This is a genomic window from Candidatus Methanodesulfokora washburnensis (assembly GCF_003947435.1).
GTDB lineage: Archaea > Korarchaeota > Korarchaeia > Korarchaeales > Korarchaeaceae > Methanodesulfokora > Methanodesulfokora washburnensis.
The window spans coordinates 38,336-64,873 of the sequence record NZ_RCOS01000087.1; the positions used below are offsets into that span (position 1 = coordinate 38,336).

The 26,538-nt window shown below is 42.8% G+C and carries 24 protein-coding genes and 5 tRNA genes; 19 read left to right on the forward strand and 10 right to left on the reverse strand.

The genetic code is table 11. From position 1 onward, the window contains the following. The first annotated feature begins 5 nt into the window (after positions 1-5). The 7 genes from D6D85_RS07335 to D6D85_RS07365 are packed head-to-tail and all read left to right on the forward strand — an operon-like array spanning position 6 to position 6,341. The gene (locus D6D85_RS07335; RefSeq protein WP_125671418.1) at positions 6-3,965 is read left to right on the forward strand and encodes a DNA-directed RNA polymerase subunit A'; all 3,960 of its coding nucleotides are present in this window, start codon (positions 6-8) and stop codon (positions 3,963-3,965) included. After that, a complete protein-coding gene (locus tag D6D85_RS07340; RefSeq protein ID WP_125671419.1) occupies positions 3,955-4,266 on the forward strand; it encodes a 50S ribosomal protein L30e in 312 nt (103 codons plus the stop codon). Before D6D85_RS07335 ends, D6D85_RS07340 begins: the two co-directional genes overlap by 11 nt. Before the next feature lie 20 nt (positions 4,267-4,286). Beyond that, entirely contained in the window at positions 4,287-4,724 is a 438-nt protein-coding gene (locus tag D6D85_RS07345; RefSeq protein WP_272914423.1) for a NusA-like transcription termination signal-binding factor, read from the forward strand. 36 nt (positions 4,725-4,760) lie between these two features. After that, on the forward strand, positions 4,761-5,183 hold the full coding sequence (locus D6D85_RS07350; protein WP_125671442.1) for a 30S ribosomal protein S12: 423 nt from the start codon (positions 4,761-4,763) through the stop codon (positions 5,181-5,183). 4 nt (positions 5,184-5,187) lie between these two features. Beyond that, the gene (locus D6D85_RS07355; RefSeq protein ID WP_125671421.1) at positions 5,188-5,790 is read left to right on the forward strand and encodes a 30S ribosomal protein S7; all 603 of its coding nucleotides are present in this window, start codon (positions 5,188-5,190) and stop codon (positions 5,788-5,790) included. 12 nt (positions 5,791-5,802) lie between these two features. Beyond that, positions 5,803-6,105, forward strand: a complete 303-nt coding sequence (locus D6D85_RS07360; protein WP_125671422.1) for a hypothetical protein — start codon at positions 5,803-5,805, stop codon at positions 6,103-6,105. Further along, entirely contained in the window at positions 6,102-6,341 is a 240-nt protein-coding gene (locus D6D85_RS07365) for an LSM domain-containing protein (RefSeq protein ID WP_161969744.1), read from the forward strand. Before D6D85_RS07360 ends, D6D85_RS07365 begins: the two co-directional genes overlap by 4 nt. Positions 6,342-6,567: 226 nt before the next feature. Here D6D85_RS07365 and D6D85_RS07370 read toward each other — a convergent pair whose 3' ends face one another. The 5 genes from D6D85_RS07370 to D6D85_RS07390 form a co-directional block, all read right to left on the reverse strand. After that, positions 6,568-6,921: a hypothetical protein gene (locus tag D6D85_RS07370; protein ID WP_125671424.1), complete on the reverse strand. Its 354-nt coding sequence runs from the start codon at positions 6,919-6,921 to the stop codon at positions 6,568-6,570. Beyond that, a tRNA-Val gene (locus D6D85_RS07375) sits at positions 6,897-6,968 on the reverse strand. Before D6D85_RS07375 ends, D6D85_RS07370 begins: the two co-directional genes overlap by 25 nt. Positions 6,969-6,979: 11 nt before the next feature. Beyond that, positions 6,980-7,052: transfer RNA gene (locus D6D85_RS07380), tRNA-Thr, on the reverse strand. A 168-nt stretch (positions 7,053-7,220) separates the two neighbouring features. Then, positions 7,221-7,317, reverse strand: a tRNA-Ser gene (locus D6D85_RS07385). 37 nt (positions 7,318-7,354) lie between these two features. After that, positions 7,355-7,894 carry a hypothetical protein gene (locus D6D85_RS07390; RefSeq protein ID WP_161969745.1) on the reverse strand — a complete coding sequence of 180 codons (540 nt, stop codon included), beginning with the start codon at positions 7,892-7,894 and terminating at the stop codon, positions 7,355-7,357. A gap of 247 nt (positions 7,895-8,141) precedes the next feature. On the opposite strand from D6D85_RS07390, the gene D6D85_RS07395 reads away from it, so the two are divergent. The 5 genes from D6D85_RS07395 (at position 8,142) to D6D85_RS07415 (ending at position 12,411) form a co-directional block, all read left to right on the forward strand. Then, positions 8,142-8,214, forward strand: a tRNA-Thr gene (locus D6D85_RS07395). Between the two features lie 350 nt (positions 8,215-8,564). After that, complete coding sequence (locus tag D6D85_RS07400) at positions 8,565-9,188, forward strand: proteasome subunit beta (RefSeq protein ID WP_125671426.1); 624 nt, start codon at positions 8,565-8,567, stop codon at positions 9,186-9,188. Positions 9,189-9,208: 20 nt separating this feature from the next. After that, positions 9,209-10,291, forward strand: coding sequence for a M20 family metallopeptidase (locus tag D6D85_RS07405; protein ID WP_125671427.1), 1,083 nt, complete (start codon positions 9,209-9,211; stop codon positions 10,289-10,291). A 168-nt stretch (positions 10,292-10,459) separates the two neighbouring features. Next, positions 10,460-11,404 carry a M50 family metallopeptidase gene (locus tag D6D85_RS07410; protein ID WP_125671428.1) on the forward strand — a complete coding sequence of 315 codons (945 nt, stop codon included), beginning with the start codon at positions 10,460-10,462 and terminating at the stop codon, positions 11,402-11,404. Between the two features lie 5 nt (positions 11,405-11,409). After that, complete coding sequence (locus D6D85_RS07415) at positions 11,410-12,411, forward strand: NOG1 family protein (protein ID WP_125671429.1); 1,002 nt, start codon at positions 11,410-11,412, stop codon at positions 12,409-12,411. Positions 12,412-12,422: 11 nt separating this feature from the next. Here D6D85_RS07415 and D6D85_RS07420 read toward each other — a convergent pair whose 3' ends face one another. Beyond that, on the reverse strand, positions 12,423-13,511 hold the full coding sequence (locus D6D85_RS07420; protein ID WP_125671430.1) for a helix-turn-helix transcriptional regulator: 1,089 nt from the start codon (positions 13,509-13,511) through the stop codon (positions 12,423-12,425). Positions 13,512-13,523: 12 nt separating this feature from the next. On the opposite strand from D6D85_RS07420, the gene D6D85_RS07425 reads away from it, so the two are divergent. Beyond that, entirely contained in the window at positions 13,524-13,979 is a 456-nt protein-coding gene (locus tag D6D85_RS07425) for a toprim domain-containing protein (RefSeq protein WP_125671431.1), read from the forward strand. Then, positions 13,930-14,397, forward strand: a complete 468-nt coding sequence (locus D6D85_RS07430; RefSeq protein ID WP_161969746.1) for an RNA-binding domain-containing protein — start codon at positions 13,930-13,932, stop codon at positions 14,395-14,397. The genes D6D85_RS07425 and D6D85_RS07430 overlap by 50 nt, the downstream gene beginning before the upstream one ends. Here the strand turns inward: D6D85_RS07430 and rnz are convergent. From rnz to D6D85_RS07450, 4 genes are all read right to left on the reverse strand, one after another. Beyond that, on the reverse strand, positions 14,384-15,289 hold the full coding sequence (rnz, locus tag D6D85_RS07435) for a ribonuclease Z (protein WP_125671433.1): 906 nt from the start codon (positions 15,287-15,289) through the stop codon (positions 14,384-14,386). The genes D6D85_RS07430 and rnz overlap by 14 nt on opposite strands. Positions 15,290-15,293: 4 nt before the next feature. After that, a complete protein-coding gene (locus D6D85_RS07440; RefSeq protein WP_237558788.1) occupies positions 15,294-16,301 on the reverse strand; it encodes a DNA methyltransferase in 1,008 nt (335 codons plus the stop codon). 93 nt (positions 16,302-16,394) lie between these two features. Further along, positions 16,395-16,479, reverse strand: a tRNA-Leu gene (locus D6D85_RS07445). A 274-nt stretch (positions 16,480-16,753) separates the two neighbouring features. Further along, complete coding sequence (locus D6D85_RS07450) at positions 16,754-17,569, reverse strand: NAD(+)/NADH kinase (protein ID WP_125671435.1); 816 nt, start codon at positions 17,567-17,569, stop codon at positions 16,754-16,756. Between the two features lie 84 nt (positions 17,570-17,653). Here D6D85_RS07450 and D6D85_RS07455 point away from each other — a divergent pair, with 84 nt between their 5' ends. Genes D6D85_RS07455 through D6D85_RS07475 form a run of 5 tightly spaced genes read left to right on the forward strand, consistent with a single transcriptional unit; the run spans position 17,654 to position 26,336 of the window. Then, complete coding sequence (locus D6D85_RS07455; RefSeq protein WP_125671436.1) at positions 17,654-18,199, forward strand: hypothetical protein; 546 nt, start codon at positions 17,654-17,656, stop codon at positions 18,197-18,199. Then, positions 18,186-21,518, forward strand: a complete 3,333-nt coding sequence (locus D6D85_RS07460; RefSeq protein ID WP_125671437.1) for an ATP-binding protein — start codon at positions 18,186-18,188, stop codon at positions 21,516-21,518. Before D6D85_RS07455 ends, D6D85_RS07460 begins: the two co-directional genes overlap by 14 nt. 5 nt (positions 21,519-21,523) lie before the next feature. Continuing rightward, positions 21,524-23,686, forward strand: a complete 2,163-nt coding sequence (locus tag D6D85_RS07465) for a DEAD/DEAH box helicase (protein WP_161969747.1) — start codon at positions 21,524-21,526, stop codon at positions 23,684-23,686. Next, positions 23,661-25,010, forward strand: a complete 1,350-nt coding sequence (purB, locus tag D6D85_RS07470; protein ID WP_161969748.1) for an adenylosuccinate lyase — start codon at positions 23,661-23,663, stop codon at positions 25,008-25,010. The genes D6D85_RS07465 and purB overlap by 26 nt, the downstream gene beginning before the upstream one ends. Positions 25,011-25,022: 12 nt before the next feature. Next, positions 25,023-26,336 carry an MBL fold metallo-hydrolase gene (locus D6D85_RS07475; RefSeq protein WP_125671440.1) on the forward strand — a complete coding sequence of 438 codons (1,314 nt, stop codon included), beginning with the start codon at positions 25,023-25,025 and terminating at the stop codon, positions 26,334-26,336. The last annotated feature ends 202 nt before the right edge of the window (positions 26,337-26,538 follow it).

The window sequence follows — 26,538 nt, forward strand, 5'->3', positions numbered from 1 at the left end:
TCATCATGTCGTTCACAGGGCCTATCACAGTTGAGGAGGCTGCCCCTTATAGGATAAAGGAGGTTATATTTGGCCTTCTATCTCCCAGCGATATAAGGAGAATAGGGGAGATAGAGATAACAGAGCCAAGCGTTTATGACGAAGGAGGACTTCCCATACAAGGAGGAGTACTAGATCCAAGACTTGGGTCTATAAATCCAAGACAGAGGTGCCCTGTATGCGGGAATATTGCCCAGAGGTGCCCCGGTCATTTTGGAAGACTCGAGCTCGCAAAGCCTGTGATACATATAGGATATGTGAGGCACATACACCAGATTCTCAACATGACATGTTCAAGCTGCGGAAAGATCCTAGTTCCTGAAGAGAAAAGGCAGGCATTGATACAAGAGGCAAGGGAATATTGGGAGAGGAACGATGCTGAGAAGATAGATGATGAGCTTTATAGGAAGGTGAGAAAAGCTGTTAAGAGCTATTTGAGCAAACATGACACATGTCCTCATTGCGGAGCTCCTGTTCAAAAGGTAGCCCTTACTGAGGTATATAAGTTTATGATAAAGGAGCCGGAACCCAGAAAGCTCTGGCCCACTGAGATAAGGGAGTGGCTGGAGAAGATACCGGATGAGGACGTGATGGTTCTGGGATTTAACCCCGAGAGAGCAAGACCCGAGTGGGCTGTTATGACTGTTATGCTAATTCCCCCGATAACAATAAGGCCATCCATATATCTTGAGGCAGGAGAAAGATCTGAGGACGACTTAACCCACATACTAGTTGAGCTGGTAAAAGCCAATCAGAAGCTGAAGGAATCCATAGCCGGAGGCTCACCAAACAGTGTGGTTGAAGGAGAGTGGGAGTTTTTACAGTACTGGACCAGCGTGTTCTTCTATAATGCAAAAGCTCAGCTGCCAACTGCAACTCAAAGAGGGACGAGAAGACCATTGAAATCCGTGTTTCAGAGACTTTCAGGAAAGGAGGGTAGATTTAGGAAGAATCTAATAGGAAAAAGAGTTAATTTCAGCAGTAGAACTGTGATATCCCCAGATCCGATGATAGACATAGATGAAGTGGGAGTTCCGATAGAGGTTGCCATGACCTTAACAGTGCCTGAGTTCGTCACAGAGCAGAATATAGAGAGGATGAAAGAGCTTGTGATGAGAGGACCTGATCAGTATCCAGGAGCAAATTATGTGAGAAAAGGAGGGCAGCACATAAGTCTAAAGGCAATAAGTAGGAAGGGAAGGGAATATCTGAAGCAGATGGCTGAAAGCTTGGAGCCTGGGGACATAGTAGAAAGACATCTCATGGACGGTGATTATGTCATATTCAACAGACAGCCATCCCTTCACAAGCTCTCTATTCTAGGGCACAGAGTAAAGGTTCTCCCCGGATCCACTTTCAGGCTAAATCCAGCTGTCTGCGTTCCTTATAATGCTGATTTTGATGGAGATGAGATGAATCTACATGCACTTCAGCTTCTGGAGGCAAGAGTGGAGGCAAAAGAGCTGATGAGCGTGACCAAGAACATGATATCTCCGAGAACTGGAGGTGCTATAGTTGGGGCAAGGCAGGACATGATAACAAGCCTCTACTATATAACAAAGAAGGACTCTCTTTTCACAAAAGATGAGGCCGCAAGGATGCTCGCAAGAGCGGGTGTCGATCTGCTGCCGGAGCCTGCAATTATCCATCCAGTTGAGCTTTGGACTGGAAAGCAAATAATATCCCAGCTGCTGCCTAAAGATCTAAACTACACTAATGTGGCAAAAATGGCGAGCTCAAAGTCAGAATGCAGAGATCCAAGCTGTCCTGAGGATTCTTTTGTCCTTATACTGAATGGAAATCATCTCTCTGGAGTTTTAGATGATAATTCCATGGGAACCCTTGTCAAGGGAGGGCTTACGCTAACAGATGTAATCATCAGGGATTACGGTCCAGATGTGGCAGCTGATTTCCTCAGCAGGATATTGAAAATGGCAGCTAAGGAGGTGACTCTGCTGGGAATATCATCATCGATGAAGGAGATGCTCCTTCCACCGGAGGCAAAGAAGGAGATGGAGGATAAATTTGAGAAAGCCTTCAGCTTAGTTACAAAGAGAATAAAGGAATTTGAGAAGTCTGGGGCTAGGAAAAAAGCGGTTCATAGAACGAAGGAGGAGCTTTTGGGGACTTTGCTTGAAGAACAAATGCTGGAATTCGAGATAGTGCAGATACTGGATGGAATTAGATCTCAAGTAAGTCCAATAATAAAGAAATATATTGATCCAAGATCTAATGTTATAATAATGGCTAGAACAGGTGCCAGAGGCTCTATGACCAACTTAGCCCAAGTGGTTGGAACTGTTGGGCAACAAATGGTGAAGAGCAGACTTGGCTTTGTCCTAACTAGTGGGAGACCTAGAAAAGGATTCAGAGGAAGGGTCTTGACATACTTTATGAGAGGAGACTTAAGTGCGGAGGCAAGGGGATATGTCAAGAGCAGCTATTATGATGGCCTTAATCCAGCAGAGTTTGTCTTTCATGCAATGAGCAGCAGAGAATCCCTGATAGACAAGGGAAGGAGAACTGAGGACAGCGGATACTTCTACAGAAGAGTGGCAAACTCACTTAAGGACATGTATGTGAGCTATGACGGAACTGTTAGGGATTGGAGCGGTAGAATAATACAGATGGCTTTTGGAGGGGATGGATACGATCCTGTTAAGCTGTTCAAGGGAGAGCCTGTTAACATAGATGCCTTGATAAGCAGATTTTCTGGATCAAGAGGAGCTAAAATTTCTGAAAAGGATGCACAGAAGCTTGTTAGCAGTGCTAATCTTCCCTCTTGGGTAGCAGAAAGGATAGCAGGCAAGGTGCCGGTTTCAGCCGCAAAGGATGTGATTAAGGAGATAAGGGAGGCATTTGACAGGGCAAAGATAGACCCCCTCACCCCAATAGGAATAATATCAGCTCAGAGCATAGCCGAGCCAACAACTCAGATGGTGTTGAGGACATTCCATGCCCCAGGAGTTCTGGAGATGGACGTCACATATGGAGTTGAGAGGTTTAAGGAGCTTGTCTTTTACGCATCAACAAGCAGACCGTCCATGACGATATACTTGAAGCCAGAGTACTCAAAGGATGAGGAGAAGGTGAGAAAAATAGCTAGCAAGATAAAGGAAGTCAGAATAAGGGATCTCTTGAGCGAGTTCTCGGTGGACAACATGAGTTTCTCCTTAACGATGAAGGTCGATAAGGATGCATTAAGAGCGAATGACATGACGCAGGAGGATCTTGAAAGCGCTATATCTAAAATAATAAAGGCAAAGAAAGGAGATATCACGGTGAAGGGGGATAGCATAACAGTATCTCTGATAGAAGCTGCCTCGAAGGAGAGGCCTTATCAAGCTCTGAGAACATGGGCTATAAGAATTCTTGAGAGGAGAATAAAGGGGATTAGGGGAATAAGGAAGATAAGAATAGAGAAAGAAGGGGATGAATTCGTAATAAAGACAACTGGATCAAATCTAGAAGCTGTCCTAAAGATCCCACAGGTAGACATAAGTAGGACAACCACAAATGACTGTAAGGAGGTTGCAAAAGTGCTTGGAATTGAGGCAGCTAGGGCATGCCTATTCAGAGAGCTCATGAAAGTTCTGGAAGAGCAGGGATTAGAGGTAGATCACAGATATGTCAGGCTTATAGCCGATGCAATGACTTATCAGGGCTCTTTAGAAGCGATAAGACTACAGGCCTTGGGAATTCCATCAGGCTTCTTCAGTGAGATGAAAACTCCTCTCAGCAAGATGGCATTTGAATGGACATATCATGTGGCATTAAATGCAGCTAGAAGAGGGGATAGAAATCCTGTAGAAAGCCCATTGGATGCCCTTATAATGGGACAGTTGCCCACAACGGGCACAGGTAAGGTAGCTCTTAGGTGGAAGCTTGAAAAACTCATGCCAAGGGGTGTTGCAGATGGAGGATGAGGTGAGACTTGCATATTCCTCTGGAAAGGTTATAATAGGATACAGGAAGGCAGTAAAGTACCTTAAGACTGGAAAAGAGAAGCCAAAAGCAATCGTCATAGCTGAAAATATGCCAAGCCACATGAGGGACATGATACTTTACTTGGCTAAAATGAGCAATGTTCCGGTGATAAAATATCCTGGCAAGTCCATAGATCTAGGAAGAGCTGTAAGAAAGCCCTTCTTTGTCTCAACAATAGTAATAATAGATCCAGGAGAATCAAGAATACTGGAGTTAGCTGAGCAGAAGGAGGGATCCTGATACCGGATAGGAAGGTCACAATAGATCAGGAGCAGCTTAGATATATGGCCCTCTTCGAGAGCATGCTGGGAGTTCCTGCAATGGATGTAGTTGAGGATGAGGAAAATGGAAGGCTCATATTTCTAGTTGGGAAGAACATGCTCGGAAGGGCTGTTGGAAGAGGTGGAAGGAAACTTAGGGCTTTTAGAGACATGATACTTAAGGAAGTGGGAAAGAACGTTGAGGTGGTTGAGTATAACGAGAATCCGGAGATATTTCTCAGGAATTTATTCAGTCCAGCGAGAGTTACCAAAGTTATCATAGATGAGAAAGAAAAAGTGAAAACTGCCAATGTTTTTGTGAAAAAAGAGGATAAAAGCATAGCAATAGGACGAAATGGAAGGAGAATAAAAAGAGCCAGACTGCTTGCAAAGAGGTGGTTGGGGATAGAAAATGTTAAAATAGGGGAGGAGTTATAGCAGAGGGGGTAGTGTTAGTTGGCCAAGAAATCTCCCATGGGTCTCTATGCTGCTAGAGTACTTAGAGAGAAGTATGAAGAAAAGAGATGGCATTCTTGGAGATACAAGAGAAGAGTGCTTGATTTGAAAAGGAAATATGACCCGCTAGAAGGAGCACCGATGGCTAGAGGAATAGTGCTGGAGAAAATAGGACTTGAGGCAAGACAGCCTCATTCTGGGCTGAGAAAAGCAGTTAAAGTACAACTTTCCAAGAACGGGGTTATAGTCACGGCATTTGCCCCAGGAGATGGAGCTCTTAATGTCATAAATGAACATGATGAGGTTATAATAGAGGGGATTGGGGGATCTAAGGGAAGAAGCACAGGTGATATACCCGGAGTTAGATATAAAGTTATAAAGGTAAATGGAGTCAGCCTTCAGGCCATTCTCTCCGGAAAGAAGGAGAAACCGACGAGGTGATTAATTGGACATAAAGTTATTCGGAAAGTGGAGTTTTGAAGGTGTTGAGGTAAAGAATCAGGCCCTAAAATCAGTCATATCACTAAGACCTGTTTATCTCCCCCATACAGGAGGAAGACATGAGCACAGGAGGTTCTGGAAGCTAGATATTCCAATAGTGGAAAGATTGGCCAACAGGCTCATGGGACAGGCTATGAACTATGTTAGAGAAAAGGATAGAACGAACAGCAAGAATGGAGGAAAGAAACTCAGGGCAATGAAAACTGTGAAACTGGCATTTGAGATAATTGAGTTAAGGACGGGAAGAAATCCAATACAAGTTTTCATTGATGCGATAGAGAACTCAATAGTCAGGGAGGAGGTGACAGCAATAGTGTATGGAGGAATAAGGTATTTCCATGCTGTTGACACGTCCCCAGCTAGAATGGTGGATCTTGCCATAAGGTTTATAGCAAGCGGCGCTGCTATGAAGGCCTTTGGAACAACAAAAAGCTTAGCAGAAGCCCTTGCGGATGAGATAATAGCAGCTGCTGAGGAGGATAGAAACAGGAGTTATGCTATAAGGAGAAAAGAGGAAATAGAAAGAATAGCAATGAGCAGCAGATGAGAGGTCCTTTTCATGAAGGACAGCTCCACAAAAGCATATATTATGTACTGGAATTTGAAGAGGAGTGATAAACAAGGTTTAAATATAACCCCTCTTCGAATCTTCGGGATGCTTCCTAGACAAGTGGATGCTGGAATTCCTGCTTCTGAAGAATATTTAAGACCTGCTGAAAATCATGTGATTCCGCTGTGTAAAGCTGTTATAACTCCAATTAGCTTTGTAAGAAGTCAGAAATACTGTCATTCTTGGATTTTCACGCAGGAAGATCCCGTTAAAAGGAGCTATCTGTTCGAATATGCGGAGGGATTTTGTTGAAAGAGGAGGTGACATCACCCCTTTCCTTTCTTAAGCATGCACATGGAAAGGAGGTAACCGTCAGGTTGAAGAATGGAGTTGAAGTTGTAGGAAGGCTGACAGTGTACGATGAAATGATGAACTTAGTGCTCACATCAGCAAGAGAGAGGGATCCAGAGTCAAAACAAATAATAAGAAGTGTTGGAACGCTTTTCATAAGAGGTAATAATGTGCTCTTGGTCACACTAGAGGAGTAACCTGCTCCACGACTGAAGTCGGGAGCTTTGTAGGTTCATCCGCAGTCCCCTACGGGCATGGTTACGATGCCCTGCTAGGAGGGACTTGGCCCTCCTAGCTATATCCCTAGGACAGATAGCTTCAGGGCAACCTGCCCCAGCTTTAGAAGGGAGAAATATTTAAATCTTACTGCGATTCCTCTCCTCGGCTAAAGGTCGGGAGTCTCCTCACATTGATCTTGATGAACTACCTTCTCAAGGAAATTATGGTGTACGTATCAGTTATATACCATCTTATCTGGTCTCTAAACCACTTCCAGAACTCAGCGAAAGCATCCATGCTATCTGACTCGAGCATCAGGAATCCATTATAGTTAGTTCCCCATGCATGATCGAATACGCCGAGAAGTCTGACCTTTGCGGGCCATTTTTCTATTATCTCAGTCCACTGCTTTCTGGCTTTCTCCTCCTCCTCTTCTGTCATATATTTCAACTTATAGAAAACTATATACACGTAAGTTGGCATCATGACACCTTCCCATATGCCATCAAGGGACTTATTAAACATTCCTCTGATGGGCCGGGTGGGACTCGAACCCACGGCCTCCGCCTCGTAAGGGCGGCGTCATACCACTAGACCACCGGCCCATTATTTTACAAGCCCCGGGCGGGATTTGAACCCGCGACCTGCCGCTTACCAAGCGGCCGCTCTGACCGCTGAGCTACCGGGGCATAACACTCGTTACAGGAATTATTATTTAAATCTAATCCTGACTGAGAGCCTGATGTACATAGGCTATCTCTTATGTTATAAAAATGTTTTATGTTATATCTTGATTCATTGCGATTTCAGTAGGCAAGGTGATCTCTCAATCCTATTTGAGACTAAGCTGAAATGAACGCCGGGGGTGGGATTTGAACCCACGCGGCCCAATGGGCCACTGACTCTCCGCATACAATAGCAGGCCAGCCCCCTACCGGGCTAGGGCACCCCGGCTCCCAAGTTAATAATAACAACCTTTTATAAACATTTCTCAGAGCTGCTCTGAGTTTTTTATAAGAGATAGAGCTTCCTTCATCATCTTTATCATGTCCTCGATCGCATACTTCTCGTCTTCTTTGTTCTCCGGCACCAGCATAGCGCCGCATATCTCGCACACAACCTCTTCGCCGGAGGATATCCTTCTCAGTACCTCATCAAGAGGAAGTCTCATATGAGACGGATCTGAAGCGCAAACATAGTGCTCGGTGGAATCCTGATCCATTACATGCCTTGAAAGAAGATTCATAGCTTCTTTTATTCTTCTCTCAACATATTCCTTAAAAATACCCCTGTTTAGCTTCCAGTAAACCCTTCTTATTCCCTCCTCTCTGTTGACTTCTGTTCTAAGCTGAAGAGCTAGGTTTTCTCCCTGTAATATATAGAGAACTTTCCTTAGATCCTGAGGGCTCATACCAGTGGCTGATATTATATCACCCTCCTCCATCTCCCTTCCATCCATAGCTTCAAGTATCTTTTTTGCTATTCTTCTATCTCCTATTGCCATGGTGAGTGCTATCTTTGAGTAGTCCATAGTCCACCTTAGATTTTTGGTGTTAGGTAAGATATAGAGTTTGCTTTTATAACCTAAATTATATAAGAGGGAGTTAATATTTTTGATAGAATAGTATGCTTCAGAGTGACCAATGGAGAGGATTTTTCTGTGAATTAAGAGAATCATCGTCATAATTTTCTTAAAAAGATAACTTAATTTAAAATTAATATTGAGTTAATGAATTTAGCGGCACCAACTTTATATTAGCTGTTAATCATATCATGGTGCCCCGGTAGCTCAGCGGTCAGAGCGGCCGCCTCGTAAGCGGCAGGTCGCGGGTTCAAATCCCGCCCGGGGCTTGTTTCAATACAAATAGGATTGAAAGATGATTTAAGGGCTCCCATCACACTGGAATTAGATCTTTTTATCCAGCACAAAGTTTATTAATTGATTAGCTTAATTTCACTAAAGGCTCGGAATAGAAGTGTAGATCCTAGGAAAAATCGGGAATATATGGATTCTGTCCATTCTCTATGAGAGGAGAGGCCTAGCATTATTTCAATAATGCTAGGCTAGGAGAATGAGATGTTCCTATGCAAAATGTGAGAAGGATTTATGGGAGTGGCCAAGAGACAAGTATAAAAATAGATGGATGATGATTTATGCTTAACTAGAATAGCTCTATGTTGTTGGAAAGGAGAGTGATGATATGGTTCTTGCCACATCTCTGGGTGTAAAATTCAAGAATGGTGTTGTTTTAGCTGCTGATAGAAGGGTATCCTATGGAGGATTCATACTCAGCAAGGCTGCTAAGAAAGTGATGAAAATAAATGAGCGTGTTGGTCTATCCATGAGCGGATTACCTGCAGATTTTCAGGAGCTTTCAGAAATTCTCAGCTATAATATAGCTCTTTATGAAATGGATATAGAGAGAAAAGCAACTCCAACGAATATTGCAAGACTTCTCTCGATAATAATGTATCAGAGGAGGTTTTATGGCCCCTTTTATGCCGAGATATTGGTTGGAGGATTGGAACAAAATAACATGCCTAAGATAATAGTGCTCGATCCAGCTGGAGGAATGCTGGAGGAGGACTATGCAGCCACTGGTACAGGAGCTCAGATGGCGACTGGAATATTGGAGAGATATTTTAAAAAGGATCTTGAGAAGGATGAAGCAGTGGAAATAGCCGAGAGGGCGATGAGAGCTGCTATAGAGAGGGATGCGCTATCAGGAGATGGTATAGATATTCTGATAATATCAGATAGCGGAACAGAGGAGAAGTTCGTTCCCGCTAGGATAGAGTGGAAGGATGTCGGGAGGAGATCATAAAAGTGGATAGGAGTAGCCTCTTGAGCGAGCTTATAAACCTGATCAGAATAAAAAGTTTTTTTAGAAGGGAGTCTGAAATAGCTAGCTATCTAATTGACAGACTCTCGAGAATAGCAGATAGAGTTGAGCTTCTACCTGTACCGGAGTGCGGAGGAAATGTCCTAGCGAGTTTTGGAGGGGAGAGAAGATATCTTCTCCTCACTCACATGGACACCATTGAGCTAATGGGAGAATGGACGAGGAATCCATGGGGACAGATAGATGACAATGCTGTTTACGGCTTGGGAGCGCTCGACTCAAAGTCCTCGTTAGCCGCCATGATAGAGGCCATAAGAAATTTGAGGGAGAAACAGCCCCTCGATGGAGTTGTCCTTGCAGCAGTTTGTGATGGAGAGGGATTTAGCAGAGGGACTTACCATCTTATAAAATCGGGGAAGTTAAACGGCATAAAAGGGGCCATAGTTGGAGAGCCAACTGGCTTAAAGATAATGAAGGGAGCTTATGGGAGGATAGTTTTAGATGTAGAGGTGAAAAGTCGGCCTGGAGTTGGGGTTGAGCCCTTTACAAATGCCATAGTTGAGGCATCCAAGATAGTGCTTCATGCAACAAGATATCCGGAGATAAGTCCGGGGACAATAGCTCCTCTCTCCATAAAATCCCCTGAGCTCATAATGGATCATCCTGGCATATGTCTGTTGAGAATAGACCACCACTATCCCCCAGGAGAGACCGAGGATGAGGTTAGGAAGAGGCTTATCTCATATCTCCAGAGGACAGAGGGGCTAAAGGCAGAGGTATCTATAAAGCCGATGAAGAGACCCACTCCCTTCATGGAACCATATTTACTCGATGAGAACTCAGATCTCCTGAGGGTGCTAAGGGATTCTTTTGCCAGATCCCTCAACAGCGAACCTATTGTTGATGTACACAGATCAGTAAGCGAGGCAAACTACTTGAACAATATAGCCAAGATACCATCTGTCATAATAGGACCGGATGGCGGGAACAGACACTCAAGCGATGAATTTGTGTATATAGATTCTGTAGTGAAGCTTACAAATATATTAGAGATGGCCCTTTCCATTCTTCTCAATAAGAGGTGATTTTTCCTGAGCCTAGATTTCTTTTTCTACTTAGCTATCTTCTGGATTATCCTCTACGCAGCAGGCAGAATAGTTAAGCTGAAGAGGATCAAAATATCACCTTTTTATCTCCAAGTGGATCTTCCTGCTGATTTTATAAATAAATTAGATAAAAATAAATTTTCTTGGATGAGAAAAATTTCCACAGCATCGATCTGGATTTCAATTATAATGGGCTCAATCACGCTGATATATCTATTTATCTCATTTTTCAAAACTCTTTTCCAGAGCAGCCAAGCATCTATCTCGGTCATCCCTGTTATACCTGGGATCACAGTCAGCTTGACCCCTGCTGTGATAATCTCCATATTCCTGCTGGCAATTGTCCATGAGCTAGCTCATGGCTACTCATCAGTTGTAGAAGGAATATCGGTGAGAAAGCTTGGCTTTTTCATCCTATTTGTCATACCCGGTGCTTTTACCGAGCCGGATGATGCCGAGATGAAGAAAGCTGAGCCGAAAAAAAGAGCCAGAATAGAAGCAGCTGGTTCAGCATCAAATCTAGCACTTGGTTTGCTGTTCTTGATAATAGCAGTTCTCATATTTCAAGGATTCCCTACATCTCCTCATGGCGTTCTAGTATCAGATGTGATGAAGGATGGACCATCTTACGGCAAGTTAAGGCCAGGAGATGTGATAATTGGGATCAATGGGACGAGAATCAATAGCATGGATCAGCTTCAGAAGCTGAAGGAAGGAATGAAACCGGGACAGACTGTCGTAATACAGACACTTGACAGAAATGTATCTATTGTGCTTGGGGCTTCAAACAACTCCACTCAGCCACTAATAGGGGTTCTTCTTTCCCCCCTCCCCTATTATAGGACATTCCTTCCGATCAATATCGCTATGCCACTTGAAGAGTTTCTCTTCTGGGCCATAATTCTCAATTTAGGGGTGGCTATGTTTAACTCTCTCCCGCTAGTGCCTCTCGATGGTGGACTCATAGTAAGAGATCTCTTGGAGATTGTTTATGGGAAAGAGCGGGCTGAGTATCTTATAAAGGCAATATCCCTGATGACAGCTGTTGTACTTATCTTCGACATGGCTAGTTCTCTCATAATGTTGAAGTGAACAGAATGAATCCATTTGAAAAGATTCTTAGGCCTCCTGAAGTTGAGAGAATTGTCGATATTTCAGCAAGAAGAGGAATGAGATCCTCTAGAGGAGGAGTAGGTTTAAGCTCTGCTAGAAGAAGGGAGATAGATAGGGTCAGAAGAATGATGGATACATCAAGCGCTATTTTAATGTCTGTTGTCAGATCATATCCAAACTTAGACTCTATCGACAGATTCTATCTGGATCTTCTGGATTCCCTCGCGGATAGAAATAAGCTAAAGCACAGCTTGGGTGCGCTGAGCTGGGCGTCAACAACTATAAGAAAGATAAAGAGGGAGATAATATCCTCCCTAAGGCAGACATCAGATCCGGTGGAGATGGAAAGGCTGAGAAACATGGCAATAGCTAGAATGAACTCTATTTTGAGGAGGATAGAACCGGAGATAAACTATCTCAGGGATATTTATTCAGAGTTAAGAAAAATACCTGATATAAGAACTGATATTCCCTGCGTGATACTTAGCGGAATGCCAAACACAGGAAAGAGCAGCATAACACAGAGGATATCTACTGGAAAACCAGAGGTGGCTCCCTATCCATTCACAACAAAGGGGCTTCTTCTGGGTCACATGGATCTTGGAAACTTCAGAATGGCTCAAGTGATAGATACCCCGGGATTGTTGGACAGACCCTTAAACAGGAGAAACAAGCTCGAGCTTCAGGCTATAACAGCACTAAAGAACCTCCCCGGAATAATTCTCTTCGTTTTGGATCCAACAGAAACCTGTGGTTATTCTGTTAGAGAGCAGATGAATGTTCTAAGAGATATTTCAAAGACTTTTTCCGAGAAAGGACTGATAGTTGTGCTAAACAAGAAGGATATATGGGGTGATTTCCCCGATAAAGTGAGGGAGACATTGGCATTTTTAAGTGGATATGAGTACATAGAAGTATCTGCATTAACTGGGGATGGGATAGATAATTTAATTGAAAGAATAAGAAATCTCCTCAGATCCTTCTGAGTTCACATTTCTCACTCCTTTTTAACTCTGTTCATCAAGGTTTCCCTTGCCAGTTCGTTTACTTTTATCACCTTGGTTCTTTTGAGATCCTCTCTTACCACTAGGCCCATGTTATCCAATTTCTTCAGAATTCTGGATACCTTTGCTTTAGAGAATCCAACAAGCTCTGAGAGATCCTTTTGCTTCACTCCATTCCTGTTTTCAGCTACCTTCATGAGGACTTTGAGCTCATCTTCATCTAATGAGTTTATCCTTGCCTCTATTTCTTTTGGATGCGTTATCTCAATCCTTCCCTCTTTCTTCCTTCTTCTAAGTAGAATTAACGCTGAAAGAAGTATTATCAGAGCAGAAAATGCACCAATAATCAACGGAAGTATATTTGGCGATGGTTGAGGTGGAGGCTGTATGTTGTTTGATGTCTTCGGCGGCACCCAGACATAATTTATTGTGTACACGAATTGTTGATACCCTGCTGCTGTTGGCCATATAAGAGCTGGATCCAAGAACTCCACCAGAACTCCATCCGATGTCTGAGTTGCTGTAAAGGGATTTTTAACCTCAGACGGTCTTATAAGACTTCCCTGTGGAAGTAATACTGCTGCATTCAGATTTTCTTTTGGAAGCGTAGCATTGGGGGATATGACATAGAACAACAGGGTGAAATTCCCTCCTTCCCCTCTTGGTATCACAAAAAGACTCCTGCTTATATTTACCGTGAAACTGAACTTCTCACTGCTTCTTGGTCTGACCGGCTCCTTAAATGTAACAAGGATGTTCACAGCATAGTATGTTGTGTTAACAATGGCAACATCCACGTTCTCCGAGCGATTTATCACATCGACTCTCCTGACATCTGGAGATGCCATCCACCTGTTCCACTCCATGAGCGGGAATATAAGAGATCTGACTGCAGTATCTCCAGCGGTCAGCTCACCATAATAGCTAAGCTGGGCATAGTTACCAGTGGAAATGGTGAGTTTAACTTTAATTAATCCTGCTCTTGCCCCCTGTTCCCCCATTATTCCAATTATTGGTGGAGAAAGCAGGAGGATCAGCAGAAGCAATGTTCTGCAGTTCATCATGCGACCACTGGAGGACATCTACTTAAATAGTTGCACATCATATATAAGGATGGGATCTACGTAATGAGAAGAAAACATAAGACTAGAGTCGATGTAATCGAGTGGATATCTGAGATAGAAAATGCATCTAAGGAAGGAGCCATTATAATCGTTGAGGGAAAAAAGGATAGGGATTCCCTCAGATCCGCTGGCATCTCGGGGAGGATAGTTTACGTCAAGGACATAGAAGCTCTAGTGAAAAAGGAGGGATTAAGTATTTTCAAAGGAAAGAGCTTCATAATTTTGACTGATTTTGATCGAGAGGGCTCGGAGATGGCATCCAAGATATCCAGAGAGATAGAAAGCGGAGGAGGAAGAGTAATAAAGTGGATTAGGTATCAGTACAGGGCTCTGGGTCTCCCGGATAAGGTAGAAGATTTTTATAAGGTGGTTGATGATGATCTATATAGAGGTCTGGACAAGAGCATTTCCTTCGGAGAGCGCTGAAAGAGTCCTTATGGCTGTAAAAAACGTGATTCCATTTGATGAAAGCTTGGATGATGTGGAGATATCAGGGGAATCTGTGAAGGAGATAAGAGTTTCATCAAACAGACATGAATGTCTGATTAAGCTGAGGGATAGCTTGAGAAGCAATAAAATCTTGGATACTGCAAGGATGTTGCTTAAATCCAATGTTCACGGAGATGAAACAGAAATACTGCTTCATAAACAGGCTGCTTTTAATGGAAGAGTCCATCTTTGTGAGACAGAAGAAGAATCTCCATTAGGTGCAATAAAGGTTAGTATAAGAGTTCCTGGTGCAATAAACGCTTTTATAGACTGGCTTGCTCCAAAAACTGAGAAGGGGAGAATAGTTAAGGAGTTAAGCACTGAGGAGTTTCTTTCCATGATCAAAGATCTATGACCATGAGATCTCTCGCAAAAATCACATTCTCGTATTTCTCCCTGATCTTTGTCTCCATTTTCTCCAAGTCCTCCTTTTTGTACCTAGCGCTGAAATGAGTTAGCACTATCTTCCTCGCCTTAGAGGCTATTCCAACTTCTATAGCCTCTGATATAGTGCTATGACCTGTTTTCTCCGCCCTGTCTTTTTTATCATCATCGTATGTGGCCTCATGTATGAGAACATCTGCGTTTTCTGCCTCTTTCAGCAGTGAATCGCATGGACGTGTATCAGAGGAGAAAACCACCTTTGCCCCTTTTCTCGGAGGACCCATCACATCCTCTGGTCTTATAACTTTTCCATCTGGCAGCTTTATCGGTATGCCTTTCTGAAGAACTCCTCTCAGCTCAACTGGCACACCTAGTTTATCTGATTTCTCGGGATCGAATCTCCCCGGTTTATCATCCTCTTTTATCGATATGCCATATGTCGGCGTGTTCCCATGGCATACAGGAAACATCTTGAGCGTGCAGTTAAGCAGCCTGAATTCATTTTCTCCATTAACCTCTGTAATTCTCACTTCATATGAGGTAAGAGTTGGTGTTATCTCTTTTAAGGCTTTATATATCGAGCTGAATCCCGCTGGTGCAATTATATCGAGTGGGCTGCTTCTGCGCAGTATGCTCATCGTCTGAAGTAACGGAAAGATGCCAAAGTAGTGATCACCATGAAGATGAGTTATTATTATCCTGGATAGCTTGCCGAATCCAAGTCCAGTTAGCATTATCTGCTTCTGAACACCCTCTCCGGCATCTATTAGGATGTATTCCCTGCCCATATCTACTGCTATAGATGAAAGAGACCTATCTACTGTGGGGACAGCCGCGCTTGTTCCAAGAAATATTATCCTCATCTAATCACCTCCTAAGCACGATTATATTCCTAGAAAGACCCCTGTTGATTCTCATTCTGTGCTCCTCTATAAGAGTTAGATTGTAGTCCCTCATGATATCTCTAGCATCAAGCCAGTGAGGAAGGGATATAACTAGATGTCCCCCTCTCTTCAAGCATGAAAGGATGTTCTCCAGAACATCCCTAAGGAGATCCTCTAACCTCTCCCCTCTCAGACTGCTTCCCCTTCCATATGGAGGATCTGTCACTATCGAGTCCAGTTCCTCGTCCAGCTTTACAAGTCTAGAGTCTCCGCATATTATCTTGAAGTCCTCCTCGGAGAATCCGTAGGAAAACATGTTTTCTTGAGCCCCTTTAGCAGTCCTCTCATCTATTTCTATTCCTATAACTCTAATTCCCATCATAAGAGCTTCTAAAGCTATTCCACCAGCCCCTAGGAATGGATCTAGCATTAGATCTCCCTCCTTCACTCTGGAGAGATTTACCATCGCTCTTGCGAGAACTGGACCCATTGATGATGGGTGCTTAAAGGGTCTAGCAGAAACCTCTCTTATTTTTAGAAGAGACCTATCCACTTTTTTCAGACTTTTACCCACGACTACCATATCTGATAGGAAAACTAGCACCTCTTCCTCTGGATTGTTTAGATCCACTCTCAAGTTAGGATTCTGTGAGAGCAAAATTCTTCCCAATTTTCTCTCAACATCACTACAAGATAGATCCCTCATTGAGCCTCCTATCCTTATACATCTCACTCTGAAGCTTTTAGAAAGCCTTATTTTTAAGTTCTCCACATCAGAAATTGTTTTTCCAATTCCCTCCACAGAAAATATCTCCTTTGTGTAGGCAGACCTCCTAGATACTATATCAATAGCTCTCTCATCAGTTCTAATTAGGAGAAGCTGCTTTACTCTGATCTCTTCCTCATATGGAAGACCATAGGTCTCCAATATAGACTTCACCTCGGAAAATGGCAGGGTATCATGCTCACCTGATAGATAGAAGCCAAGCATATCGCTCAAGTTCTCTACCAATTTTCTTAAAAATAATTCAGCTCATATCGTCAAACTGGATAAAGAGAGGAAGGATGGAAAATCCTAAAAGAGTGCGGGGGGTGGGATTTGAACCCACGAACCCCTCAGGGAGCGGATCTTGAGTCCGCCGCCGTAGACCTGGCTTGGCTACCCCCGCCCTCTTCTATCAGATAGCCAGTTTGCACTCTTTGACATTCTCCACGGCTAAAGCCGGGAGATTCCCGGCTTGTCGGCCTGAGGCCTCATCCTACCGGGTTCAGGGCTGTGTCAAGACCAGGGCATAATGCCCTACCAGCCCCTGCTATGGGCATGTAGCCCATAGCCCGCATGGAGCGACTCGCTTAACACAACTATCATGAGCTGATATTTAAGCTTATCGACAATTCATCTCACGGTTAAAACCATGGGCTTTCTTGTCGATTTTCTGTAAACTAAAGATTGTGCAACTCTGCTTTTTTCCTTACTCTATTTATAATCCTCCTGTAAAAGTATCTTGGATCATCGGATAAAGTTGCCAGCATAAATCCCTCACTAGCTAGACTGAGGATCACTTCTCTAGCCGTTAAACCTCTGTAAACCCCATCGGGCACCACCATCATCTCTGAATCAGAGGATATTGTTATCTCGACACCCTCTGGAACGACTATTGGATTCAGAGGTATCTCAGAACTAGGAGGCCAAGGAGCTATATAAGCTAGTATCATGGCATTTACTCTGGGATCCAATATTGGACCATTTAGTGATAAAGAGTAAGCCCATGAGCCCATCGGTGTAGCAGCAACAATGCCATCCGCTATAAAGCTGTTTATTCTTTCCCCTTCGACATATAGCTCTACTTTCATTGATTTCCCTTTCTCCTGATTTGTAAGAAGAATCTCGTTAAATGCTTTCTCTTTTAGATTTTTCGCCTCAACAGATGGAACAATCATAACGAAATATTCTCCTCTTACAATTCTTCTGAGACCATCTGCTATATTTTCATGGTTCAGCTCCATTAGAGTTCCATAAGTGCCGTTTTTCACCCCTATAACTGGCACATTTCCACTAGATTCATGAACTGCTTCCAGAAAGGTTCCATCTCCGCCTATTGCTATTATCACGTCGGCTTCTAAAGGATCTTCAACTATGTGCACATCTGCCTCAGATAACATCCTTCTTACAGATTCTTCTATCTCATTTAAGCCGGAAAAGTCCGGTCTTATCGTCAAGAAGATATTATTTGCCGGTTTTCCTTTCTCTATCCTCATCTGATATCACTCCCAGAGAGGATGTAGTGGAATATGCGCCCACTCAAATTTAAAATCGAGATATCCACCTTTTCATGAGATAATATGCTCCTGCTTCCAGTGCTCGATGACAAAGGCATAAAGCTTTTGGAGCTTATAGAGAGAGTAGATGCAATAATTAAGGAAGATATAGGTTCCTCTGACCTGCTGGAATGGAAGCTCATCAAGGGAAATAGAGTTAAGATTCCTCTTTGGCTTTTTGAAATACTGGAAAGGCGAAATTTGGTTGAAGTTCAGGAGAGGATAGATCTAAGATATCTTGACAGCTTGCTCTTAGAAGAGAAGAACTCTCTCAGACCAGTTCAGATAAGTGAACAGTTGTTCAGATGGGTAAGGAATACAATAATTGAGCTTAAAAAGGATCCTGCGAGAGCAGCTGAGCTTGAAAGAGCAAGAATAGATCTTGATGACATATTAAAAGCCAGATTTGGAAAGTTGGCAAAGTATGTAAACTTCCAAGGACCGGAAACAAGCTTAGAGAAACTAGTCGAGAAGCTGAATCCGGAGGAAGCTGTGTTATTCCGCTCTATCCTCTCTTTGATGAGGCATTATAGCAGGGTTTTGAGAGGGGATCCTGATGATAACAGGTGAACCCAAGATAGTGGATGAAGTAAAGCTTAAGGAGAAGTATCTTGAGTTTTTGAAGACTTTTAAGGACGAATCCGGATCCCGAAAGTATGAAGACCTGGCCCTAAAGGCGGTAGAGTCGAAAAAGAGATCCCTTGTTATAGATTATGGTGATCTATTTGCAAATATAGAGACCAGAGATGTGGCATTAGATCTTCTTGAAAGACCTATTACCAACATAAGAGCAGCATCTCAAGCAGTCAAAGAGTTTCTGAGAATGAACGCAGGACCTCTCTCTGATGACATTATATACTTCAGTAAGCCCTTTCATGCCAGGTTCTCAAACATTCCAATAAGAGTTGGGATAAGGGAGATACCAAGTTACTCCCTTGGAAAAATAGTCTCAGTTGAAGGCATAGTTACAAGAGTTTCAGATACCTATGATAAGTTAGCAGAGGCAGTTTACACATGTTCAGGTTGTGGTTACGAGGTGTCTATGCCAGTTGAGGACGATATAATGCCTAAACCTCCAGCTAGTTGTCCTAACTGCGGTCAAGTCATGAAGTTCAATCAAGAGAGAAGCAGTTTCATAAACTGGCAGTACATAAGGATTCAGGAGAGACCTGAGGATCTTCCACCAGGAGGCATGCCAAAGTACATAGATGCGATTCTCCTAGATGATATAGTGGATGAAGTGAAGCCTGGAGATAGAATAAAGACCTCTGCAATAATAAATTTGAGAAAGAACAGAAAGAACATCGGAGATGCTCTATTTGGACCTCTTTTCAGGAGATTTCTTGAGATAAACTTTGTGGAGACATCCAGCAAGGAGTATGAGAGAGTTGTCATAACTCCTGAGGACGAGGACGAGATAAAGAAGTTGTCAAGAGATCCACAGCTGGAGGAAAAGATAGTAAAGTCAATAGCTCCGTCAATATATGGACATGAAACGATAAAAAGGGCCATAGCTTTAGCTCTTTTTGGAGGAAATGAGAAGATACTCAGGGATGGAACTAAGATAAGAGGTGAGATAAATCTTCTGCTTGTGGGAGATCCTGGAACTGCTAAATGCATAACAGGAGATTCTTATGTTCTCTTAGAAGGAGATCTGAAAAAAGTTGAGGAGTTAATTCCGGAATATGAACCTATTCCTGACGGGGGGGACTTCGTATGGAAAAAGGAGATGAAAGTAGCATCGCTGAACAGAACTATGAAGATCTGCTGGGAAAAATCATCAGCTATAGCAAAGAGGAGACATAAAGGGGAAATAATAACTGTCAGGACTAAAATGGGATTTGAAATAAAGGTCACTCCAACACACCCATTTTTGACTATTGTAAATGGAAAAACTGAGTACAGAAGGGCATCTGATCTGCATCCTGGATTTTACATAGCTGTTGCAGGAAAGGTGCCCAAGCTGAACGCAAATAGAGAAGATTATCTTTCTCCGGAGCTCATTGGCATACTATATTATTCGAATATAAAAAGCTCTGGAAGCGAAGTTAGAGCACAGATCAGGCTGAGGAATCCCAATTTAGTGGGAATAAACGATATTATACCACTTGGAAGTAAATTGGAGTATATAGATGGGAATGGCAGACTCTCCATCTCCTTAAATGATGTCGATGATTATTTAAAGGTGCCTAGACAGAGGAGAGACTTTCCGAGCCATCTTCTGTTCGATGAAAGAGAATTTCTGAGCCTGATGAAAGGAATTGTTGCAGCTGCTGGTAGAATAAACAGAGCAAAAGGAACCTTAAGCATACCAGTGTACAGCAAAAAGGTAGCAATGGAGATCATGCTTGCCCTTATCTCCATGGGGTATAGGCCTCTTATGAATACAAAAGGAAAAAGACACTGCATAATGATAAAAGGGGAGGATTTATCAGATCTGTTCAGGAAAATTGGGGTTAAAGTGGCTATAGCTACTAGAAAAAGAAATGAAGATCGTGTTCCAGGAATAGGTGATGTATTAATTGGTATTTTGAAGCGAATAAAATCAAAAGAGGCTGTGGATCTTAGAAAAAAGGTCAGAAAGTTTGTTACATCAGGAAGACCTGTACCAATAAGCATCGCTAGAGAGATTGTTGATATAGCAAAGAAAAATGGAATCCCTGTTGAAGATGTTGAGATTATAATATCCTCAGATGTAGTTTGGGATGAAGTGAAACAAATCTCAAGAGAGGAATTTGATGGATGGGTGTATGATATAGAGGTTCCATCCAGCCGAAATTTCATTGCAAATGGTCTTGTTGTTCACAATAGCCAGCTTCTGAAGTATGTCTCAAGAATATCCCCGAGAGGCCTCTATACAACAGGCAAAGGCTCAACTGCAGCAGGTCTGACAGCAGCTGTTGTGAGAGATGCAAGCACAGGGGGATGGACCCTTGAGGCGGGTGCTCTGGTGCTAGCTGATAGAGGAACTGCATGTATAGATGAGTTTGACAAGATGAGCGAGGAGGATAGAAGGGCCATACATGAGGCAATGGAGCAGCAAACTATAAGCATAGCTAAGGCTGGAATAGTGGCTACATTGAATGCTAGAACAACTATAATAGCTGCAGCAAATCCAAAAAAGGGAAGATATGATAAGATGCTCAGCGTGGCTGAGAACATAAACTTGCCCCCTACAATACTGTCGAGATTTGACCTCATCTATGTGATAAAGGATGATCCCTCTGAGGATCTGGATAAAAGAATTGCAAGGCACATAACTGAGACAAGAAGAGGCTACAATCCGGAGGCAGAACCCCCCATACCAATAGACCTTCTCAGAAAATACATAGCATATGCAAGACAGAACATCAGGCCTGCGCTGACTAAGGAGGCGGGGGAGGAGATAAACAGGTTCTACTTGAGCATGAGGAAGATGAGCAAGGAAAAAGCTGAAGCCGTTGAGATAATGGAACAAGCCCCCATTCCAATAACTCCAAGGCAGCTTGAGGCTCTTTTTAGGTTGAGTGAGGCAAGAGCAAAGCTGTACCTAAGAGAGGAGGTTACAGCTGAGGATGCAAGAGTTGCAATAGAGCTCCTTAAAGCTATGCTTAAGGATGTAGGATACGATGAAGTCACCGGTACATATGATGTCTCTGGATTCATGCATGAATCATTCCAGAGCTCAAGTTACAGAAGATCGCATATAATGAGGTTGTTAAGCCAGATGGAGAAGCAATATGAGAATGGAGAGGTTCCAAGAGCTGAACTAGTAGCTCAAGCAGCAAAGGAACTCAATATGGTGGGGAAGGAAGTTATAATAGAGAAGGACATAAGGAGCTTGTATGAATCCGGAAGGATATACATACCTAGGCCCGGATATATCAAGATAGTCCCTAGAAGAGAGTGACGCCATTGATAAGGATAGAGGATCTTCCCTTGGAGGATAATGTGAGAAGGATAATCTCTTCATGGGGAATAACTGCCTTATACCCTCCTCAGGCGGAGGTGATAAAAAGAGGTCTTCACAGAAGTGGGAACTTCATACTGGCATCTGCAACAGCATCTGGAAAGACCTTGATAGCTGAGATATCCTCTCTTTACAGTTTATTTAGGGGAGAAAAGGTGCTATATGTTGTTCCACTAAGAGCCCTTGCATCTGAAAAGTATTCGGAGATATCAAATCATTTGGAGCCTCTCGGATACAAGCTCAGAATATCTGTCGGGGATTACGATTCATCTGAGGAGCCCCTATCCTCATATGATGTGATAATAACAACATATGAGAAACTTGACTCCATAATACGCCATTCACCATCTTGGTTAAAAGATGTTGGAGCGGTTGTTTTCGATGAGATACACTATGTTGGAACAGTTGGAAGAGGAGCAATAGTTGAAATGACAATAGCAAAGTTCATGGACTCTAATCCAACAGCAAGAAGGATAGCTCTCAGCGCAACTATAACGAATCTAGAAGAACTAGCAAGATGGCTTGAAGCTGAGCATATCTCCTCTAGCTGGAGGCCAGTTCCGCTCAAAACAGGAGTTTTCAACAATGACACAATATTATTCGACAACGGGGATATTATAAAAGTGGATAATAAAGAAGATGATGACCTTATAAACCTGTTGAGATCTGATATTTGCTCCAGCCAAACGCTGATATTCTGCGGACAGAGAAAAACTGCTGTAAATCTAGCTGTGAAGCTAGCGAACAAAATAGGAGAAAGAAGCAAGGAGACCGAGGAACTATCTAGAAGAATAGCAGAGGCTGATCCCTATTCCTCAATGCATAAAGTTCTTTCCGATGTTGTGGCTAAGGGAGTCGCATTTCATCATGCAGGTCTATCTCATGAGATTAGGAGCATGGTAGAAGAAGGTTTTAGGGGAAGGGTGATAAGGATTCTCACAGCAACACCAACGCTTGCTGCTGGAGTTAATCTTCCAGCAAGAACGGTTATTATAAGGGATCATAAGAGATATGATCAGGAGGTTGGTTTTAGCACTGAGATACCTGTTTTTGAGATAAAACAGATGATGGGCAGAGCTGGAAGACCGTTGTATGATGAAAGGGGATATGGGATAATAATGGCAAAGTCCAAAAGAGAGGCTAAAATTATAATCGATAGATATATAAAAGGAATTCCTGAGCCTATAGCATCAAGGCTTAATGATATGACACAGCTCAGAGCTCAGATCCTCTCAGTTATAGCAATGAAGGGACAAATAGACATGGATGGTTTGAGAAAATTCCTCAGCAGGACTCTTTTTTCAGTTCAGATAGGGGTTGATAGAATAAGAAGCGCTATTAAATCTATTGTGGAGTTTTTAGCAAAGAACGGGCTGATAGAAGTGGATGATGGAATCATGGTTCCCACTACGCTCGGAAGGAGGACATCCGAGCTCTACATAGATCCTGTGTCAGCTATAATGATGAGGAATTCTGTTAATAGAGCATCAAGCCTGCTATCAGCCAAAAAGATTGATGAACTTGAGTCAAGTTTGTTTCAAACTCTGTCATTCCTGCCTGATATGCCCCCCTTAGGGGTGACAAAAGGAGAAGTAGAGAGTTTCGTGGAGGAAGAGTTTAACACGCTTCTTCCAATCGAAAAGTTGCCCATAGGCTCGTATATTGATGTTGTTAGAGCTGTTAAGTCCTATTATGTCCTGAAATCATGGATCGAGGAGATGAGAGAGGGAGAAATAGAGAGAAGATTTGGAGTTGAGCCAGGAGATCTTCATAGATTTGTAGAAACAGCTTCTTGGATGCTTTACTCATTTTCTGAGGTATCAAAGCTGTGTGGAAAGAAGGATCTTGCAAAGTTCCTCCTTGAAGAGTCCATGAGAGTTCAGTATGGCATAAGAAAGGATCTTATCGAGTTGGTTAAGCTTGAAGGGATAGGAAGAGTAAGGGCTAGGGCACTCTACAGATCTGGTTTTGTTTCAATAAGAGAGATAGCAAGAGCAAAGCCAGAAGACCTTATGAAAGTCCCTGGTATAGGGGAGGTTCTTGCCAAAAGAATAATTAATGATGCCAAGAGGAGGATCTCTTATGCCGATCCATCCAATAGAGAGTAGATATGGGAGTAAGGAGATGAGAAACATCTTCGAATATGATAACAGGATAAGAATAATGGCCAGAGTTGAGGCCGAACTCGCCAGAGTTGAGGCTGAGCTTGGGATAATACCAAAGGAGGCTGCTGATGTGATAGGCAAAGCTGCTGAGATGGTGACATCTGATCTTGTAAGGGAAGAGGAGAGGATAGTAAAACATGAGACTATGGCTCTAGTCCGTGCAATATCTAAGCTTGCAGGGGATTATGGTGAATACGTCCACTATGGGGCGACATCAAATGACATATTGGATACTGCAATGGCGATACAACTTAGAGATGCATCAAAAATAATAATTTCAAGGATGCTAGAGCTTACTGAGGCCATTATAAAAAGAGGAAGGGAGAGCTTAGACTTTATTTCACTTGGAAGAACGCATGGAATGGCTGCAATACCAATGCCATTTGGCTTCAAGTTCGCTCTCTGGGCTTCTATAATGAAAAGAAATATAGATAGATACGAATTAGCTTGTAGAAGAGCTGTAAAAGGGAAGTTCAGCGGAGCGATTGGAACAATGGCTTCCCTAGGGAGAATAGGGATGGAGATCCAGAGAAAATTGATGGAAAGGCTTGGATTGGAATCTGAGGAGATAACCACACAGATAGTACCAAGAGATGAGCTCTGCGAGCTTCTGCTTACAATGGCTCTTATATCTTCCACTCTTGAAATGATGGCTAATGAGATAAGAAATCTCCATCGCTCTGAGATAGCAGAAGTCACGGAGCCCTTTGAAGAAGAACAAGTTGGATCGAGCACAATGCCCCATAAGGTAAACCCAATAAATAGCGAGAAAGTTTGCGGTCTGGCTAGGGTGATGAGGGGTATTGCAGTAGCTTCTCTGGAGAATGTAGTAATAGAACATGAAAGAGATCTAACAAACAGCTCTGTCGAGAGGATAATAATTCCTGAAGCCTTTCTGCTGCTTGAAGAGCAGCTTATCACCCTGAATTATGTTGTTAGGAACATGAAGCTGAACAGTAATGCCATGAAGGAGAACATAGAGAGGACAAAGGGCTTTATAATGGCTGAGAGAGTTATGATGGAGCTTTCAAAAAGCTTGGGAAGACAAAAATCCCATGAGACCATAAGAAGAATTTCAATGGAAGCTATGAAAAAAGGTATTACATTTGAAGAAGCTCTTTTAAGAAGCGAAGTGAGTAAATATTTGACTCCGGATGAAATACATGAACTCTTAAAGCCAGAAAATTATCTTGGAATGGGAAAAGAGATAGCAGAAAGTGTATTTAACTCTGTGGAGGAATTTATAAGGAAAAAGCGAATACAATAAGGGGTTCCGATTTTGAGCATTGCCTTGAGATTTCTTGGAGGGGCAAGGGAGGTAGGAAGATCATGCATAGAGCTAGAGCTAGGAGAATCGGGCAGAATATTGTTGGATTCCGGCATAAACTTGGGTTCAGGAGATAGAAATCCTATTGAACCATTTGGAAAAGTTGATGCTCTCCTCCTAACACATGCCCATCTTGATCACTCAGGCTACTCCCCTGAAATCGTGAAATCCCATGACTGCCCTCTTTTCTCCCTTCCTCCTACAAGAGACCTCTCAGAACTTCTGCTATTGGATCTGCTGAGCCTGACCCCAAAAGAGGAGAGGACTTTTACGCATGAGGATGTTATGTATTTAAGGAAAAAAGAGAAGCTTGTCAGCTATGAAATTCCATTCACGCTCAGAAATGCAGAAATAATATTCTTTGATGCAGGACATGTCCTAGGAAGTGCGATGATCTACATAAAGTTCAACGGGAAGAGAATCCTTTACACAGGAGATATAAATCTCACGAACACAAGAACTGTGAGAGGTGCTCAACTTGATTTACCTGCTGTGGATTATCTGATAATAGAGTCGACTTATGGAGGGAACTCTGATGTACATCCATCTAGGAAGAAGGTCGAGAGGAAATTTGTAATGGACATAGAGAAAGTAATAGAGTCCGGAGGAAAAGTTCTTGTGCCTGTATTTGCCCTAGGAAGAGCTCAGGAAGTCTTGCTCACATTGATCGATCATATGGATTCAGGAGTTCTCCAAAAAGTCCCGATATTTGTAGATGGGATGATAAAAGAGGTGAACAAGATATACACAATACACTGGTTCTGGCTGAGACCGGAGCTTAGAAATAAGATAAGAGCCCTGAGGAAGAGCCCATTTGATCACCCTTATGTGGATGAGGTGAGGGATAGAAGAGAGATAGTTGATATTAACGAGCCTTATATTGTAGTGACAACGTCTGGCATGTTGCAGGGTGGACCCGTTCTGGATTACCTGAAGTATATTGGAACAGATAGAAGAAATCTAATTTATCTAACTGGGTATCAAGTCAAGGGAACACTTGGAAGAGAACTATTAGATGGAAAAAGGGATATAACTCTCCCGAGAACTGGTGAGACTGTGCATATAGAAGCAGATGTTAAGTTTGCCGACTTTTCAGCGCATGCCGATCAAGTAAATCTCCTAAGATTCATCTCTTCTATTAAAGACCTGAAGGAAATATTTCTTGTACATGGAGAGGAGGAGAAAATGATAGATTTAGAAAAGAAGATAGATGAAAGGGGATTAACTGTTTATAGGCCATCTTTAGGCGAGCTTGTGAGACTTTGACATTCTCCACGGCTAAAGCCAGGAGATTCCCGGTTTGTCGGCCTTAGGCCTCATCCTACCGAGTTCAGGGCTGTGTCAAGACCAGGGCATGATGCCCCACCAGCCCCTGCCATGGGCATATAGCCCATAGCCCGCTTTGCTGGAACTTCTCCCCCTTTTCAGCCCGGAGCCTTATTCCAGCCTTTGGACATCCGAGCCACAT